This window comes from Vibrio orientalis CIP 102891 = ATCC 33934 (assembly GCF_000176235.1).
Classification (GTDB): Bacteria; Pseudomonadota; Gammaproteobacteria; order Enterobacterales; family Vibrionaceae; genus Vibrio; species Vibrio orientalis.
The window spans coordinates 894,469-912,878 of record NZ_ACZV01000005.1 but is presented as its reverse complement, the minus strand read 5'-3'; the positions used below and the strand labels follow the sequence as shown (position 1 = coordinate 912,878).

At 45.1% G+C, this 18,410-nt stretch carries 16 protein-coding genes; 11 read left to right on the top strand and 5 right to left on the bottom strand.

Features of this window, described 5'->3' with window-relative positions; all coding sequences use genetic code 11:
- Positions 1–2 precede the first annotated feature (2 nt).
- From acnD to VIA_RS14980, 4 genes are all read right to left on the bottom strand, one after another.
- Entirely contained in the window at positions 3–2,594 is a 2,592-nt protein-coding gene (gene acnD, locus VIA_RS14995) for a Fe/S-dependent 2-methylisocitrate dehydratase AcnD (protein ID WP_004413933.1), read from the bottom strand.
- A gap of 75 nt (positions 2,595–2,669) precedes the next feature.
- Positions 2,670–3,812 carry a bifunctional 2-methylcitrate synthase/citrate synthase gene (prpC, locus tag VIA_RS14990; RefSeq protein WP_004413932.1) on the bottom strand — a complete coding sequence of 381 codons (1,143 nt, stop codon included), beginning with the start codon at positions 3,810–3,812 and terminating at the stop codon, positions 2,670–2,672.
- A gap of 113 nt (positions 3,813–3,925) precedes the next feature.
- The gene (gene prpB / locus VIA_RS14985) at positions 3,926–4,822 is read right to left on the bottom strand and encodes a methylisocitrate lyase (RefSeq protein ID WP_004413931.1); all 897 of its coding nucleotides are present in this window, start codon (positions 4,820–4,822) and stop codon (positions 3,926–3,928) included.
- Between the two features lie 11 nt (positions 4,823–4,833).
- Positions 4,834–5,529, bottom strand: a complete 696-nt coding sequence (locus VIA_RS14980; RefSeq protein WP_038210879.1) for a GntR family transcriptional regulator — start codon at positions 5,527–5,529, stop codon at positions 4,834–4,836.
- Positions 5,530–5,796: 267 nt separating this feature from the next.
- On the opposite strand from VIA_RS14980, the gene VIA_RS14975 reads away from it, so the two are divergent.
- Positions 5,797–6,594, top strand: coding sequence for a hypothetical protein (locus VIA_RS14975; RefSeq protein WP_004413929.1), 798 nt, complete (start codon positions 5,797–5,799; stop codon positions 6,592–6,594).
- Positions 6,595–6,658: 64 nt separating this feature from the next.
- Here the strand turns inward: VIA_RS14975 and VIA_RS14970 are convergent, their stop codons facing one another.
- Complete coding sequence (locus tag VIA_RS14970) at positions 6,659–7,561, bottom strand: hypothetical protein (protein ID WP_004413928.1); 903 nt, start codon at positions 7,559–7,561, stop codon at positions 6,659–6,661.
- 159 nt (positions 7,562–7,720) lie between these two features.
- Here VIA_RS14970 and VIA_RS14965 point away from each other — a divergent pair, with 159 nt between their 5' ends.
- The 10 genes from VIA_RS14965 to tssF all read left to right on the top strand — a co-directional run bounded on the left by VIA_RS14965 (position 7,721) and on the right by tssF (position 18,398).
- A complete protein-coding gene (locus VIA_RS14965; protein WP_004416407.1) occupies positions 7,721–9,703 on the top strand; it encodes a type VI secretion system Vgr family protein in 1,983 nt (660 codons plus the stop codon).
- Positions 9,703–10,275, top strand: coding sequence for a DUF6931 family protein (locus VIA_RS14960; protein ID WP_004413926.1), 573 nt, complete (start codon positions 9,703–9,705; stop codon positions 10,273–10,275). Before VIA_RS14965 ends, VIA_RS14960 begins: the two co-directional genes overlap by 1 nt.
- Positions 10,272–10,571 carry a PAAR domain-containing protein gene (locus VIA_RS14955; protein ID WP_004416408.1) on the top strand — a complete coding sequence of 100 codons (300 nt, stop codon included), beginning with the start codon at positions 10,272–10,274 and terminating at the stop codon, positions 10,569–10,571. The genes VIA_RS14960 and VIA_RS14955 overlap by 4 nt, the downstream gene beginning before the upstream one ends.
- A gap of 209 nt (positions 10,572–10,780) precedes the next feature.
- Positions 10,781–12,220, top strand: a complete 1,440-nt coding sequence (locus VIA_RS14950) for a type VI secretion system protein TssA (RefSeq protein WP_004413925.1) — start codon at positions 10,781–10,783, stop codon at positions 12,218–12,220.
- Positions 12,221–12,248: 28 nt separating this feature from the next.
- Positions 12,249–12,770: an Hcp family type VI secretion system effector gene (locus VIA_RS14945; RefSeq protein WP_004413924.1), complete on the top strand. Its 522-nt coding sequence runs from the start codon at positions 12,249–12,251 to the stop codon at positions 12,768–12,770.
- 19 nt (positions 12,771–12,789) lie between these two features.
- Positions 12,790–13,293, top strand: a complete 504-nt coding sequence (gene tssB / locus VIA_RS14940) for a type VI secretion system contractile sheath small subunit (RefSeq protein WP_004413923.1) — start codon at positions 12,790–12,792, stop codon at positions 13,291–13,293.
- The gene (gene tssC, locus VIA_RS14935; protein WP_004413922.1) at positions 13,293–14,777 is read left to right on the top strand and encodes a type VI secretion system contractile sheath large subunit; all 1,485 of its coding nucleotides are present in this window, start codon (positions 13,293–13,295) and stop codon (positions 14,775–14,777) included. Before tssB ends, tssC begins: the two co-directional genes overlap by 1 nt.
- Positions 14,778–14,840: 63 nt before the next feature.
- On the top strand, positions 14,841–16,229 hold the full coding sequence (locus VIA_RS14930; RefSeq protein ID WP_004413921.1) for a type VI secretion system contractile sheath domain-containing protein: 1,389 nt from the start codon (positions 14,841–14,843) through the stop codon (positions 16,227–16,229).
- Positions 16,229–16,654: a type VI secretion system baseplate subunit TssE gene (gene tssE, locus VIA_RS14925; protein ID WP_004413920.1), complete on the top strand. Its 426-nt coding sequence runs from the start codon at positions 16,229–16,231 to the stop codon at positions 16,652–16,654. Before VIA_RS14930 ends, tssE begins: the two co-directional genes overlap by 1 nt.
- On the top strand, positions 16,647–18,398 hold the full coding sequence (gene tssF, locus VIA_RS14920) for a type VI secretion system baseplate subunit TssF (protein ID WP_004413919.1): 1,752 nt from the start codon (positions 16,647–16,649) through the stop codon (positions 18,396–18,398). Before tssE ends, tssF begins: the two co-directional genes overlap by 8 nt.
- Positions 18,399–18,410 lie beyond the last annotated feature (12 nt).

The following is an 18,410-nucleotide window of genomic DNA, read 5'->3' as shown; positions in this document are numbered from 1 at the left end:
ACCTATTGTGCCAAGAAATCTTGAGCAAAGCGCTGTAATACGCCACCTGCTTTATAAACATTCACTTCGTCCTCAGTATCTAAGCGACACGTTACTGGGACATCGACTTTTTCCCCGTTGGCTCGGGTCACCACCAGCGCTAAGTCCGCCCCAGGTGTAATTTCACCGATAACATCATATAGCTCGCTACCATCTAACTGGAGAGTCTTGCGGTCAGTGCCAGTCTTGAACTGCAGTGGCAAAACGCCCATACCAACAAGGTTCGTTCTGTGAATACGCTCAAAACCTTCTGCTGCGATGGCTTCAACACCAGCCAATCGAACACCTTTTGCTGCCCAATCACGTGATGAACCTTGGCCATAATCCGCACCAGCGACAATGATCAGTGGTTGCTTACGCTGCATATAAGTTTCAATCGCTTCCCACATGCGCGTCACCTTACCTTCAGGCTCGATTCTCGCGAGTGAACCTTGAACAACCTCGCCATCTTCTAAGACCATTTCATTAAATAATTTAGGGTTAGCAAAAGTTGCTCGCTGCGCTGTTAAGTGGTCGCCTCGGTGGGTAGCGTATGAGTTAAAATCTTCCTCCGGCACGTCCATGGAAGTAAGGTATTCCCCAGCGGCACTGCTGGCTAAAATAGCGTTAGAGGGCGATAAATGGTCAGTCGTGATGTTATCCCCTAACACCGCTAAAGGACGCATTCCTGCCAGATTACGCTCTCCTGCTAGCGCGCCTTCCCAATATGGCGGCCTGCGAATATAAGTGCTCTTTGGTCGCCAGTCGTATAAAGGATTACTATTGCGTTCACCGTCATCCAATTTAAACATCTGGATATACACCTGTTTAAACTGTTCAGGTTTGACGTGCTTACCTACTACAGCATCAATTTCTTCGTCGCTCGGCCATAGATCATTGAGGTAAATTGGATTGCCGTTTTGGTCACTGCCTAACGAATCTCGCTCAATATCAAAACGCATCGTTCCTGCTAGTGCATAAGCAACCACGAGCGGAGGAGAGGCAAGAAACGCCTGCTTCGCATAAGGATGAATTCGTCCGTCAAAATTGCGATTTCCAGATAACACTGCCGTGGTATACACATCACGATCGATGATCTCTTGCTGAATCTCAGGATCAAGTGCACCACTCATGCCATTACATGTGGTACAAGCGTAAGCAACGATGCCAAAGCCAAGTTTTTCCAATTCTGGTAACAGCCCGGAATCTTCCAAGTAAAGCTTGGCAACTTTTGAGCCCGGTGCGAACGAGGACTTAACCCAAGGTTTTCGCACAAGACCTAACTCATTGGCTTTCTTCGCCACTAAACCTGCGGCTACGACATTGCGCGGGTTACTGGTATTTGTACATGACGTAATCGCCGCAATAATCACTGCACCATCAGGCAATTGTTGTGAGGTTTGCTCTTCCTCAGTAGCACCTGCAATTCCACGTTCGACAAGCTCAGAAGTAGGAAGTCGGCGATGAGGATTTGACGGCCCCGCCATATTACGAGTCACCCTAGACAGATCAAACTCAAGTACACGCTCATACTGGGCAGTGTCCAGAGCGTCAGCCCACAAGCCTGTTTGCTTGGCGTACTGTTCTACCAATGCAACCTGCTCTTCATCACGACCAGTCAGCTTAAGGTAATTGATCGTCTGCTCATCGATATAGAACATACCCGCTGTGGCACCGTATTCTGGCGTCATATTGGATATTGTTGCTCGATCGCCAATGGTCAAATCTTTCGCTCCCTCACCAAAGAATTCAAGGTATGAGGAAACCACGCGTTCATTGCGAAGAAACTCCGTAATAGCCAAAACAATATCCGTAGCAGTAATGCCCGGCTGGCGCTTACCCGTCAGTTTGACACCAACAATATCTGGCAGTCTCATCATCGAAGGGCGACCTAGCATCACCGTTTCAGCCTCTAACCCTCCAACCCCGATCGCTATCACCCCTAACGCATCAACATGGGGGGTATGGCTATCAGTACCCACACAAGTGTCTGGATACGCAATACCCTGTTTCGTTTGAACAACTGGCGACATTTTCTCTAAGTTGATTTGGTGCATGATGCCATTACCAGCAGGGATCACGCTGACATTTTCAAATGCCGTTTTACACCACTCGATAAAATGAAATCTGTCTTCATTACGACGCTCTTCAATCGCGCGGTTTTTTTCAAACGCGTCAGGATCGTACCCGCCATGCTCAACTGCTAGTGAATGATCAACGATGAGTTGCGTTTCGACTACAGGATTAACTTTAGCAGGATCCCCGCCCTGTTCTGCAATCGCGTCTCTTAACCCTGCGAGATCGACAAGTGCCGTCTGGCCGAGTATGTCATGACACACCACTCGCGCAGGATACCAAGGAAAATCAAGGTCTCGCTTACGATAGATGAGCTGTTCTAAGCTTTGATTAAGTTTGTCCGGCTCACAACGTCGAACCAACTGTTCGGCTAATACGCGGGAGGTATAAGGCAGCTTTTCATAAGCACCGTCTGATAGTGCATTGACAGCTTCGCGGGCATCGAAATAATCAAGGTCGGTTCCCGGCAGCGCTTTTCGGTATAAAGTGTTATTACTCATATCTGCTTCCATTCAGGTAATAGATTGTTCGCCTCACCGCTTTGTGAGGCGAATAGTTGGCAATTACCCAGCCGTTTAACGACTCTTGATATCAACCCAATCTTGATGCTCTGGCCCGGTGTAATCTGCGCTTGGGCGAATAATTCGGTTATTTGCTCGCTGCTCGTAAACGTGAGCCGCCCAACCAGTCAAGCGGCTCATAACGAAGATAGGCGTGAATAATTTTGTCGGGATGTCCATAAAGTGGTAAGCGGATGCATGGAAAAAGTCTGCATTACAGAATAAGCCTTTTTCTCGTTTCATCACGGCTTCTACACGCTCAGACACGGCATAAAGGTGAGTATCCCCAACTGCAGAAGATAGCTCTTTTGACCAGCGTTTAATGAGCGCATTTCTTGGGTCACTCTCGCGATAGATAGCATGGCCAAAGCCCATAATTTTATCTTTGTTGGCGAGCATCTGCATGATATTGGTTTCGGCTTCTTCCGGTGTTTGCCAATCTTGGATCATATCCATGGCCGCCTCGTTTGCACCGCCATGCAAAGGTCCACGTAGCGTACCAATTGCCGCAGTAATGCATGAGTGAATGTCAGATAGCGTGGAAGCACACACTCTTGCCGCAAACGTTGAGGCATTAAATTCATGCTCTGCGTATAAGATAAGCGAACAATGCATCACTTGTTTATGAATCTCTGTTGGCTCTTTGTCTGTTAACATCTTGAGGAAGTAGCCGCCAATACAAGGCTGGGATTGATCTTGGGTATCGATGCGGACGCCATCATGGCTAAAACGGTACCAGTAGCAGATGATGGCTGGAAACAATGCTAGCATTCGCTCTGTCGCATCAAGCTGTTGGTCAAAATTCAATTCTTGCTCAAGATTACCCAGTACCGAACATCCGGTTCGCATCACATCCATTGGATGAGCCGATGCAGGAATCAGCTCAAGTGCTTGTTTTAGCTCGGCCGGTAAACCGCGCAAACTTGTTAAGCGCGTTTTATACTCATCCAGCTCTTTCTGATTCGGCAAGTGACCGCGTAACAGCAAGTGGGCAACTTCTTCAAACTGAGCATTATTAGCCAGATCGGTAATATCATAACCACGATAGGTTAAACCTGTTCCCGTTTTCCCGACAGTACACAAAGCAGTGCTACCAGCGCTTTGACCACGTAGGCCCGCGCCACCTAACTCTTCATTCTTTTTTGATGATAGAGGCATTTTTGAACTCCTTTTCTGTTTGATCTCGCCCTCTTGTCGGAGCATTTTGATATCAAACAATTTCACGTTATTGGTTTGGTTCCGAAACTCTTTTCTTGGACTTCCGTTTGTTTCTATTTCCCTTCAGAGAATAACTGGTCGAGCTTATCTTCATAATCATGATATTTAAGATGGGTATAGAGCTCTTTGCGCGTTTGCATGGCATCCGTTAATGCTTCTTGATTACCCACTTCCAGTAAGTGTTTATAGACCATCTCTGCCGCTTTATTCATTGCGCGAAATGCACTGAGTGGATAAAGCACCATATCAACCTTTGACTTCGCCAGTTCTTCACAGCCATACAGCGGCGTTTGACCAAACTCGGTAATATTAGCCAATATTGGTACATGCTTGCCTGTTGCCTGCTCCAAAGCCTCAGAGAATTGGACATATTGATCCAAACGGCTCATCGCTTCTGGGAAAATCATATCAGCCCCCGCCTGAACACAAGCTATCGCACGCTCAATCGCGCTATCAATACCTTCGACGGCCAATGCGTCTGTTCTCGCCATGACAACAAAGCTTTCATCGGTTCGCGCATCAACGGCTGCTTTGACGCGATCGACCATTTCCTGTTGGCTGACAATCGCTTTATTGGGTCTATGACCACAGCGTTTCTGCGCAACTTGATCTTCCATGTGAACCGCGCCCGCGCCTGCTTTTTCCATTGCCTTGATCGTACGTGCAATATTGAAAGCGCCACCAAAGCCAGTATCAATATCGACAAGTAGTGGCAAATCACACGCATTGGTGATGCGCTCTACATCAACAAGAACATCATTCAACGTGGTGATACCTAAGTCCGGTAGGCCGTACGACGCATTCGCAATTCCGCCACCAGACAAATAGATTGCTTGGTGTCCTAAATTTTTCGCCATCATGGCGCAATAAGGATTAATCGTACCCACGATTTGTAATGGGTCATTTTGTTCAACAGCGAGCCTGAACTTCGCTCCTTGAGATAAACTCATTTTGTCTTCCTCTAGTCCCTTAGGATTTGTTGCTCAATCAATGTTCGACTGCCCGAAATATGACGTCTCATCAGCATTTCTGCTAACTCTTCGTCTCGATTTCGAATCGCCTGTAAGATGTATTTATGCTCGTCTAGTGCCTCAACCGGGCGTGACTGTGCTCTTGGAGATTGGTAGCGGTACATGCGCAATAAGTGGTAGAGCTCATCACAAAGCAGTGAAATAAGCTTACTGTTACGGCTGGCCAATATAATGCGGTAATGAAAATCAAAATCACCATGTTGATGGAAGTATGAGGCCCCCTCCACTTCATCAATATGCTTTGAGTGTGTCGACAAGACCGACTCTAATCCGACCAACTCATCTTCAGTAATGTGTCTTGCAGCCAATCTTGCGGCCATCCCCTCTAACGCTTCGCGCACAGAATAAAGCTCGATGAGTTTCTCAGGCGAAAAAGAGATCACTCTAGCACCAACATGGGGAATTCGTTCAATCAGGCCAAGACCTTCAATACGCATGATCGCTTCTCTGAGCGGACCCCGACTTACTTGATATAACTTGGCTAACTCAGGCTCTGATATCTTACTACCCGGCGCTATCTCGCCACTGACTATCGCTTCGACTAACGACTCCGTAAGGCTTTCAGATTTAGTATTTTCCTTCTCCGGAGTTCCCTCTTTCTGTCGAGTTTTAAGTTCAATATTCATCATCAACACACTCGTTAAAAGACAACACACTGTCTACAATTCGCACTCATACAATTAAAATAGACCACAACATTGTCGACAATCAAGAAGATTGTCGACAATTAAGACTAAGGTATAAGTAATGGTGATTCAGCGCCGAGTAACATCATGTATGCAACAATACGTCTAGTGTGACGCACACAGCTTTATTGATATTTACGTTGTGATTCGCTACCCGAATAAGATTAGTATCTGACTACCATTAGCTACCCTTATAGCCTAAAACATATGTACGCCCACAAAGCCCTCACGTATAGCACGTTCATCACAAGCTTATTGCTTAGTGGTTGCGCTTTTTTCTCGCCCCCAGAGCGTGAGCCTTATTACCCTCTACTGAGCGAAGCGACGTATTCTAGTGAGGAAATTGCAGTTATTGAGTCAAACAACGTTCTCAAATCAGCAATCAAGCAAAACGCATTAATCAGCTTAGAGAAACAAAACGAGATCGAAACATCGTTCAGTAAAGTGTTTGCTGAAGTAGAAAATAGTGAAGGTTTTTCATTCGAAGACTTAAAGACACCATCATTCCACCAAGCTTTAAAGACGGTAGTTCAGCAGTTTTCTTGTGAGGTATATGCGAGCCAGCAAGATGCCAATACCATTCAGCTCTGCCCGCAAAACGGAGAGATTGTAGACAATAATCTGCCCTACCTTCCCTTTAAAGATGGAGTAAGAGTGATCCAACGCTTAGCGGCTACTGAGTTAAATGGTGAAGGCGCACTTCAACTAGAGATGTTTTTAAAAAGTACCCACGAGCGTCCCCTTGAGTCGCTTTGGGGCGCAGTACATGAGTTGGGTAGATTTAAAGGGAGTGAGTTAGCGGTAGAGAGCTTAGTCCTAACGGTCAATCTCTCTGCGTATAAAAAAGATGCTTATGCTCATGCATGGCGAGCCGCTTACCATGAACCGCTGATTTTCTTTGTTGTTCTTCCGTCAGTCGACGAGATCGCCGACCAGCCCAATGAAATCGCCAGCATGGCATTTAGCTTCAACAAGGCAAAGCTTATTGCCGCAGACAGCCGGTGAATAAGTATAAATTTAAAAAAAGGAGCTCAATTGGGCTCCTTTTTTGTTTCGCTAATAGGTACTGCTAAAGCGTATATTTGTATTTCGCCGCACTTGGATCCATCATTCCGGCGTCAATTAAATTTCGTTCAATCATCATCTCTTGCAACTGTTTAAGTGAGTTGATGTTGCCGTAGCCTCGCTTAATCTGATCAAACGCCTCTTCTAGCTTTGGTAAGTTCTCAGCGGTCATTTGCTCTGTTGCTGCCTCGCTAGACGCCAGGAACCATTCGACATCCTTGGTAATCTCTTGGATATGCACCAAGGTATCTCTCAGCTTATCTTGATAGTGATTCACTTCCTGAATGGCCGAAAAATATGCCGCCCATGCCTGCATGCGCTCTAAAGTCGCACCTTCACTTGAATCCATACTGACTATCGTTTGCGATAATTTATTTCTGGATGAGTTAAGCGCCTCTTTGAGCTTAAATAATCGCAAACTCAGTTCATCAGCTTTTTTAGGTAACAGCTTAATTTCGTATTTCACCAGCTTTCGAATCGCATGAATCTTTTGATCACGTTTTTGGGCTGAGTTCACAAACACCTGATGATCGACTTTACCAACAGGATTTACTTTTAGATGCTTTCTAGCTTCTTCTATTTTCTTAGAAAGCAAGGACTTAACGCCTTTCTTCGATCCTTCTTCCCAAGCCTTTTTGGATGCTGCTTTCAACGCCGCACCACCAGCCGCTTCAAGTAGGGCTGCCCCTTCTTTACTCCCGGGAAATGGAATCATACCAATCCCGGTTTTGACCCCTTTTTGAACCACATCCATTGCGACCATTTTTTTGTCACGTTTGACCCAGTTCTTCGCAGATTGATACTTATTGCCGAACTTTCTCGACCAACTTTTATGATATGAAGCACTTTCTTTTTCTACATGATTCAGAAATTGTTTCGCCATGTTTTTAGCGTCCGAGCTAGCCATTACACTCTCCTTATAATTCTTTAATTTATAAGATAATAGTGAATTTATTTTATTTCATAATCAATACCTGCTACTTTTTAATGAAATATTAACAAGCATCACAAATCATTGTTTAGAGTAGCTTTACTCAAACGGGAAGTCAGTTTTTAAGGAAGTGCTATGGCTGAGAACTTTTCCGCCACCTCCGGTCCAATGTCAGCAAAAGATTTTAAAGGACAGGATCATGCTATAAGCCAATTTTCTGTTACTCAAACCCTATCTGACCCTTTTCTAGTCACTGCGACTCTCATCTCCAATAGTTTTGATATTCAAAGTCAGCTGGGTCAACTGCTTACTATTAACCGTTATTCTAACGTTTCTGGTAGCTCGTCTTTATCTCGCTCATATAATGGTATCGTCACGGGTATTAAAAGCTTAGGTATGGATGGAAATCTGCAATTTGCCCTTTATGAAGTGACGTTAAAGCCTTGGTTAGAATTGCTCAAGCACACGCATTCATTCCGTGTTTACCAGAACCAATCGACTAAAGAAATTGTCAGTGACATTTTCGACAATGCGGGCTTCAAGGGCTGCTATAAGATTGCGAAAATGCCAACGACAAAGCGCGAGTATTGCCTTCAATACAATGAAGCTGACTATGACTTCGTTACACGCTTGCTCGCCGAAGAAGGCGTTTCATACTACTTCACCCACTCCGATAAAGATCATACTTTGGTTCTACAAGACGCTCAGTCTCCATTTGATAAAGCAGAAAACGCAAAGTTTGATATGGTTGAAACTCCAAGTGGTTCACTGCCGCTAATCGAAACTTGGTCCCCAGCATTATCATTCCACGGAGCCAGTGTAGAATTAACTGCGTATGACTACAGTCAATCAAAGTTAGTATCGAGCAAAGCTCAAAAAAGCAGTAACACAATCGCTAACAACACAAAACTTGCGAATCTCCATTACCCTCCTCAAGGGGTCAGTGGTGATAAAACAGACCTCGCGAGTAACCTTGCGAAAAGACGAATTGGTTATTTAGAACAAGACTATGAGAAAGTCATCGCGACTGCCAAACATGACCTATTTGAAATAGCAACATGGTTCTCCTTAGCAAGTCATTTAGACAAATCTCAATTGGCCGATTATTCGATCATTTCAGTCACGACCCAATACACTGAAGATGTTGTCTGTAGCAGCCAAGTCACAGCAATCCCGAAAACAACCTCTTACTACCCTGCACCAATTGAAAAAAATCGTGTTCATGGTCTTCAAAGTGCCACTGTCGCTGGTTCTAGTGCAGGAGATATAAATCAAGATGCTCAGGGCCGTGTCTATATTCAATTTCATTGGGACACTGAATCAAGTGGGGACAAAACCAGCTGCTATGTTCGAGTCGCGCAAATGCTCGCTGGAAATGGCTATGGTACTCAATTTGTACCTAGAACAGGACAAGAGGTACTGGTGTCATTCATTGATGGCGACCCTGACCAACCGATTATTACTGGTAGTGTCTACAACAGTAAGAACTCGCCGCCATACAAAGAAGCAAATACGACCAAGAGCGGTATTAAGACTAAGTTAAACGGTCAATCCAATGAACTCTATTTCGACGATAAGAAGGATAACGAGCTTATCTATCTTCATGCAGCGAAAGATTTGACCAACGAAATCGAAAACAATCATACCGAAACAATTAAAGGTGAGCTGGCCCAGACAGTTACCAAGCAAATGGCGGTCACGACGGAAGATAACTATACCTTGTCTGTGACCAAAGCTCTGTCTGAAAAAGCCAAGACGATTACCCTAGAAGCTGATGACTCTATAGATCTAAAAGTTGGCTCGAGCAAAATCTCAATTTCATCATCTTCCATTTCTATTGAAGCGAGCAGTATCGATATTAAAGCGAGTAATGCTCTCAACCTTCAAGGAACTAATGTCACCAGTAAAGCGACCTCAGCGAACAAGGTAAGCGGAACCACCACCGCTCTTGAAGCTACGAGTTCAAACTCGATTAAGGGCTTAAGTGTTGCGATTAAAGCCGATACGACGCTTTCCGCTGAAGGTTCGCTCAGCGCGGAATTTAAATCCGGCCTTAAAGCGACGTTTGATGGCGGTGTGATGGGCGAAGTTAAAGGCGCAATTGTCAAGGTAAACTAATGAGTTATAAAAAAATCCCATATCAAACCTGCGGGCAAATTCTACCTAGATTCAAAGCGTCAGAAGAAGCAACGGCCGTGCTAAATCCAGACCTGACGATTGACGAATCAATACAAGCATTGCGCTCTAACGAGCTCAATAACGATTTGATTCAATTTCTCGCGCATGCTCTGCCAGTAAGAGAAGCGATTTGGTGGGCTAGCCTGTGTCTACTACAAAGAAAAGACGTTTGGAGCGCCAGTCAAATGCAGTGTATCCAAACGGCTCAACAGTGGGTCCACTCGCCTAGCGAAGAGCTAAGACGTAAGGCTGAACTGCTTTCTAGTCGATTGGAACTCAATTGTGGCCCCTCTTGGCTAGCGCAAGCAGTGTTTTGGAACGGTTCGGGAAGTATTGTCTCTCCAGACTTACCGGTAGTACTGCCAGATCCTTTCTTGTTTGCTAAAGCCGTTGCCGGGGCGATCAACCATTCTGCAGCATTGCCAACTTGGAATAACGCAGATGACTACTATACTAATTCAATGACTTACGTTATCGATATCGCATGCGGTGGCAATGGAGGAGCAGCATGACCTTAGCAGCAAGACTGACTGATATGCACGTTTGCCCAATGCAAACGCCTGCCGTTCCGCCGATACCTCATGTCGGAGGCCCAATTACAGGCCCTGGCGTGCCAACCGTCCTTATTGGCAACATGCCAGCGGCGACAATGGGTGACATGTGCGTCTGTGTCGGGCCACCTGACTCAATAATTAAAGGCAGTGCTACGGTCCTTATTATGAACAAACCTGCCGCACGGATGGGCGATACGACAGCCCATGGCGGCTCGATAGTCCTAGGTATGCCCACAGTCTTAATCGGTGGATAAAACCATTTCACAAACAAGGATTTACTACTTTTTAACCGTCATCCGTCCAATTTTCTAGATACAGATCACCTTTTTAAGTAAATAGTCATTTTGAACGAGCCTTTTTATAAAATAACCCTAGACTATACCTATGTAGGAAAACTCCTAATCTAACAATTAAACAACCACTTGCATTAACCAAGTCGTTACACCCAAGCAACGGAAGTCGTATGGTAGATATCGAAAGTTTATTGGCGCCAATTTCAGATGAAGCAGCAACAGGAACATACCTGAAGTTAGATCGATCGGCATACCGTTCTCTTCGTAACAGCTACAACACCGCCCAATCCTCTTTCCGTCAACTTATTGAGACTCCTGATGCTTCAAGCGACGAAACATTACTAGACACGAACGATTCCAATTGGGCCCAGCTAAGACAAGATACATTCGATGCATTGACTAAGTCGACTAAAGACATTGAGCTTTTAGGTTGGTATATCGCGAGTCAGTTGTTTACAACTAAACCTTATCAAGCGCTCGCAGACTCAACGAAAGTACTAACTGAGCTTATTGAACGCTACTGGTCGACACTTCACCCGACCCTACCTGAAAATAAGGTTAAGAGTAGTGATGAACAGGGAGTCGCAAAAGAATTAGCCGAGTTTAGAATCAAGCCATTGCTTCAGCTTGTCGGTGAGAGTAACGACTCCACTGCGCTCTTCATGCCTCTCCAACTTATCAGCCTAATTGATGAAATTACCTATGGTGATTATTTAAGGGCTGAGCGTTCTGGAGAGCTATCCGCCCTTAAAGAAACCGCTCAGAGCCAATTCTCTTCTGAAGTTGAAGAGACGGTAATGCTGCTTTCTCAGAGCTATCAACACTTTTCAGAGGCAGAAGCGGCCATCGCAAAGGAGTGTCAGGCAATCGGCGTTACACCGACAAGCTTCCGTTTTGTCAAAGCCAATATCGCCAACTCAATAAACGCGATTCGATTCTTAACAGAAGAGAAATTTGCCAACTGGCCACTCGACGATGAATTCCTACCTCGTAAAGAGGAAACCGTTGAAGAAGCAAGCACAGAAGTCGCCCCTGAAGCGACTGTTACTGAACCTGCAGTGGAAATAGCTGCAACATCGAACAATACGCGATCCGCAGAGCCCGCTGCGACAACAAGTAACGCGACCGCAAACGGCGCTTCTCCATCACTCAACCAAGCTCTAGTGACCAATACCGCAGCTTTTACCAGCGTTGGTCACCTTGCATCTCGCGATCACGCATTCCAAGAGCTGAGAAAAATCGCAGAGTATTTCAAAGCGACTGAGCCGCATAGCCCTATCTCCTTCTTACTTGAACGAGCAATACGCTGGGGCTATATGAGCCTACCAGAACTCCTGCAGGAGATGACTGGCGGAAATAGCAACGTCATGGAACACATAAATCAATTAACAGGCATGGATAACTTAGACAAAGTTGACCTTGCTGATAAAGGAGAAGCGTTATCTCCAACTGTAAACATGAGCAGCCCTGTAATTAATCAAGCAGAAGTCGCTCAATCGTCACCTTCTTCCGTTACCCTTCCTACAGAAGAGAGTGTACCTACCCAACCGATAAAAACTGAAGAAAGCTCCTCTAAGTCGTCAGACAATCTTAGCGACTTTGAGTGGTAAATAATGCTAGATAGCAAAGGAGAATAAAATGGCTTCTATTTTCATGAGAATCGACGGCACGAAACCTAAAGGTGCAGCTACAGTAGAGAAAATTGGTGGTAAAGATGGCTTTTTTGCTATTGATACTATCACTTGGAATGCTGTACGTGGCGTAGGTATCGACGTTGGTAATGCTAACAACGCAGACCAAGGCATGGTTGCACTAGGTGAAGTAAACGTAACTCGTGGTTGTGACGGTGCAACACCTCACCTAACGACTTTCTTATACGCTCCAGGCGGTGAAGGCAAAACAGTTGAAATCGTTATGACGAAACCTAACCGTGAAGGTTCTGGTGCCGATCCTTATCTAATTCTTACTCTTAAAGCGGCTCGCATGTCTAGCTACAACATGGCAGCTTCAGACGGTACGCTTCCAAATGAATCATTTAGCCTGACGTACACTGAAATTTCTAAGGCGTACTACATCGAAGGTGAAGGCGGCAAGATTGAGAAAGGTCCTGAAGTGGGCTTCGATGCAACGACAGCGAAAGTAACCTCTACCGCATCATAATTGAAAAAGGAGATCCACCGTGGCACTAAATTCCCAACACAAACGCGTAAGTAAAAACCGCGTAAGTATCACTTACGATGTGGAAACCAATGGCGCTGTAGAAACCAAAGAACTCCCATTTGTTGTTGGGGTAATTGGTGACTACTCAGGTCATAAGCAAGACAAAGAAGATGTCGAGGAACGTACGTTCTACAACGTAGACAAAGATAACTTTGACAACGTTATGAAGCGTGTTGGTCCAGAGCTAAGCATGAAAGTAGACAATGTTTTGGCTGATGACGATAGCCAATTTGAAGCGAACCTAGCATTCAATTCAATGAAAGACTTCGAGCCTGAAGCGATTGTTGAACAGGTGGAACCTCTTAAAAAGCTTGTTGAAACTCGTAATCAGCTAAAAGTTCTACTTTCTAAGGCCGACCGCTCTCGCGACCTCGAAAAGTTACTAAAAGAAGTACTGCAGAGTGCAGATACTATCAATGCACTTTCTGATGAACTCGGCATTAAAAAAGAGGGAGATGAATAATGAGCACAGAAGCTGAAAACCAAACCCAAGCGGAAGCTGGCGCTGCCGAAGGTGCTCTGAGCTTCCTTGATAGAGCGATTGAAGCAACAACGCAAACACCTGCTGATACCACCAAAGAGCTCTTCTCTGTTCTAGCCGAGCAAGCCCTTTCAGGTACAGTGACATGGGACAAAAACCTAACTAAAACCATTGAGAATGCTATTTCTGAGATCGATAAAAAACTCTCTAGTCAGCTTTCTCAGGTTATGCAGCAAAAAGACTTCCAAAAACTGGAAGGTTCATGGCGTGGTCTACAGAAACTGGTAAAAGAAAGCGAACTTGGTCGCGACCTAAAAATCAAAATGGTCGACTACAGCCAAGAAGAGCTGCTAGAACAGTTTGAAGATGCACCTGCTATTGACCGTAGCCCACTATTCAACGCTGTCTACCAAGGTGAATTTGGTACGGCCGGTGGTGAACCATACGGTACATTCATTGGTGACTATGAATTTAGTGCAAAAGATGAAGACGTAGCCCTACTTCGCTACATGGGTGAAGTTGCCGCGGCGTGTCACGCACCATTCGTTGCAGCAGCCAATGCACAAATGTTCGAATTCAATGATTTCACAACATTCGACGAAGGTAAGCCAGTAGCAGCAGGCTTTGACTCACCAGCGTACGCAGCATGGAACTCATTCCGTCAGAGTGACGATGCTCGTTACGTAACACTAACGCTTCCTCGTACTATGGCTCGTTTGCCATACGGTGCGAAAGGTTTAGGCACAAGCTTATTCGACTATGAAGAGCTTGGTACGGATATGGATGGCAATCCAAATCCAGCGAGCAACGATGAGCTTGTTTGGTCTAACGCAGCCTACGATTTGGGTCTTAAAATGACTCAAGCGTACACAGCTTCTGGTTGGTGTACTTCGATTCGTGGTCTTGATAATGGTGGTAAAGTAGAGAACCTACCTAACCTTACCTACAAGACGGAAGCTGGTGACCTAGTTCAGCAATGTCCAACAGAAGTTAACCTAACGGATGAGCGTGAGAAAGAGCTCAGCGATCTAGGCTTCCTTCCGCTTGTTCACTACAAAAATAGCAACTACGGCGTATTTATCGGTGGTCAAACAACGCAGCAACCTAAGACTTATACCGATCCTGACGCAACAGCGAATGCCGCGATCTCTGCTCGCCTACCGTACATCATGGCAAGTGGCCGCATCGCTCATTATCTAAAAGTGATGGGCCGAGACAAGTTAGGTTCAAACCTTGAAGCTCCTGATATTCAGCGTGAACTTCAGCTTTGGATCGACCAATACACCAATGCGGGTGCGATTGGTAACGAACAACGTGCGAAAACACCGCTTGCGGAATCACGCATTGAAGTTGTAGAACAACCAGGTCGCCCGGGCGCATACTCTGCTGTTGCCCACCTACGTCCTTGGCTACAACTTGAAGAGCTGACCACGTCAGTTCGTATGGTTGCCAAAATCCCAGGCTAATCATTGATAGGCCGGCTAGTCCGGCCTTCTTTTCCCCATTATTTTTCAAGGACGATGTTGGATATGAATCTTGATTCTAAATGGCAGCACGACTTCACGTTATTAGACAGCACAGAGAGCGACTTTTTATCAGAGTCTCTCTCTATGTTGTTTGATGTAATGCCTGATGCTTTAACAAGTAAAGGGCAACTCATCAGTAATGTTTCTCGCCTTATTGTCGAGCTCGATAAAAACATCTCCCAGCAGATGGATCAAATCATCCATCATGAAGACTTTCAAAATCTGCATTCAAGTTGGCTCGGGCTAGAAGGCCTAGCAAAGCTGCCAGTTAGCAAACAACGGACCAAGCTTAAGCTACTTGATATGTCGTGGGAAGAAGTCTCTAGCGATGTAAACCAAGCCTATACGATAAAAGCCACAGACCTGTTTAATAAGATTGGCAACCGAGAACTAAATACGTTGGGTGGCCAGCCTTTTGGCTGCATGATGTTCACCCACAAGATCTCTCTAGATATGGATTTCGACGCCGATTATGACGATCTCTTTACTTTAGAGCTTCTTAGCAAATTAGGGGAAATGACCCTCTGTCCAATGCTGTTCTCGCCTGCTGAGGATTTCTTTGTCCAGTCGACGGCAGATTGGCTTTCCGATACTAAACGAATAAACAAAATCCTTCATGGCGAAGACTACCAACCTTGGCAAGCGCTAAGAAATAAAACCTCTTCCAAGTTTCTCGGTTTAGTCATGCCATCAATTCGTATGCGAAGCCGATACGAAAATGAAAAAGTTGGCTTTATCTATAATGAGTCTGGCCAAGGCTTGTGGGGCAACGCAACGTTTGCGTTTGTCGCAACCATCATGCGTGAATATCACCGAGTAAATTGGTTTGGTTTTCTAAAATCTCGCTGGAACGATAAGTCACAAGGCGCGCTGGCAAATATCGATCTTCATACCAGCCAGTTTCTAAATAAGCCAGAAACCGACGTGGTGTTATTTGGCCAAATTTCGACCTTCTATGCACAAAATGGCTTTATCCCACTGACGAAAAGTGTCTTGAGCGAAAAATTCTATTTTAACGGCAATAATTCTATTTGGTTGAGCGGCGGAACAGACAACGAGAAAGTTCTTACCCAGATTCAAACCAGCTTAATGTCTTGCCGTATTGCACACTACTTGAAAGTACAAGTGCGAGAAATGATCGGTAGCTTTAATACAGCAGCGGAGTGTGAGCTGTTTCTGACGCACTGGATCGAAAAATTTTCCAGCAACGTGTCTTTTGCAAATGAAGAGACACTATCAAAGTACCCGCTAAGTTTTGCCAAGGTTTCTATCGCAGAGTCACCACATAGTGCGGGCAGTTTTTCTTGTACATTACGTATGGTTCCTCAATATCAATACGATCACTTCTCTGGTGAGGTTGTCCTGACCACAGAGTTTGACGAGGTGGCGTAATGAGTTTTTGGCAGGCATTTATTCAACCAACAGATACCTCAACGTCAAACGGTGACATTGAAGATATCAAGTATCATTTAACTCGCCTTCTCGAATCAGAAGCGTCTCTTGTCGAGATTGATGACCGCTTCACTGAACTTCAACGTTCTAACTTTCGTTTTGGTATCGAAGATGTGCAATTACTTAGCGCCAGCTTAGATCAAACTCAGCTCGCACTTCGCTTAGAACGTTACATCACCCACTTCGAACCAAGACTGACCAAGGTGTTGGTTGAACTGGGTGAGCGTAAAGAGAACGAAAACGCGATTGCGTTCAGCATTGTGGCAAAAGCGAAAACAGACCAAGGGCAGAAAGACCTTATCTTTGACTCAAAAATATCACTGAACAATTTAAAAACCTTAATGACGGAGGACAGTTATGAGTGATCCGTTATTACGCTATTACGAGCAAGAACTCACATTAGTACGTCGTGCCCTAGGGCAATTTGGGCAGCAACACGCCGGGCATGCAGAGCGCCTAAAAATACACCAAGGGCAGATAGAAGATCCAAGTCTTGCACGCTTACTTGATGGTGTCGCATTACTCAACGCGTCTGTAGAAAAGAAACTTTCCGATCAGCTTCCTGAAGTTATCGAGGGGCTATTAGGTGTTCTCTACCCTAGCTATATTCAAACAATACCAAGCGTTGCCTATTTAGAACTTGGCGAAGACGCCGACCTGGCAGAATCAACATTGCTACCAAAAGGGTCTCAGTTTAATGCGACAACGCAAGGTAAGGACTGCGTATTTACTACCGTTGATGATCTGCAGACTACGCCGTTTTTAATTCTTGATACTTACGCTTCAAACGCGCCCTTTAAGTTCAATCGCCCTCGTGGTACAGAGTTAACTACAGGCGTAATTCAGATCAAACTATCAACTCAGGATCCAGATACGCACTTCAGCTCGTTGGATTGCGATAATCTCGACTTGTTTGTTCAAGGTTTCGAGAACAATGCTGATTCACTTGTTGAATTATTGCTTGCAGAGACTCAGGCAATATCTGTGTCTGACACTTCTTGTGAACATCACGTCGTACTCGACACGGCAAACTTATCGAGTCGTGTCAGTGACGAAGACTTCCGCTTTCTTCCACAAAAAGGCAATCAGTTTTCCGGCTATCAACTAGTGAGTGAGTTTTTCTGCTTTAAAGAAAAACGTCAATTCTTCCGTATTAAAGAGTTCCACAAGGCACTCACAAAATTCGACCATTCTGAGATCGTACTCAACCTGTTTATGCATAGTTTGCCAACAGAGTTTATTCGTCTCTTCGATCGTCACGTCTTTAAGCTAAACATTGTTCCAGCCATTAACTTGTTTGATAAAACTGGCGAGCCAACGAACTATGACCAGCGCAGCTTGAGTGTTCCTGTCAATGCGGATGCCCATAGTGATGACGATATCGAAATCGTCGAAGTCAAAGAAGTGTTTGAAATCACCTCTATGGGTGAAAAGCCATTAGTTCCACTTTTCAAAGATAGCTACCGCTCCAACAAGCGTGCCGACTATTGGCAGTGTACACGTGACAGCAACAACGAGTTCCGTCTTGCAATCAGTTTAAACAACCAGCAAGAACTAGAATTCAACCGACTTTATGGTACGCGGTTGCTGTGTACGAATGGAAAAGCGGCCTGCTCTGTTCAAGGCAACTTCGAGTGTTTAGAAAGCATTAATTTGCCTGGAGAGTTCTACGCTATCTATCCACCTTCAGCACCTGTTGCAAGAGAACAAGACCCTCATTTGCATTGGCAATTTGTCGCCTTACTCAATGCTAACTTTTCCTCTTTATTACACAGCGATGAACCAGCTGAAGCATTGAAGCAAATGCTTCGATTATGCAGCCGTAGCCAACTCCCTGCGGATGAAATTCAAACGATCCGCGATGTGAAATTGCGCTCGCAGGTTTCAGCACTGCGCATATTAGGTAAAAACGTTTTTTGCCCTGGCACTGAAATCGAAATCACCCTCGATACGCAAAGCGGCTTCTTAGCCTTTAGTGATGTACTGAATCGTTTCTTCCAACAGTACTGCAGCTTTGACCGCTATATTCAGCTTTCAGTTCGTGTCTATGGCCGAGACGGTTTCGTTAAACGCTATCCTAAATACCATGGAAGCCAATACGCGCTTTAAATGGCCTAGGAG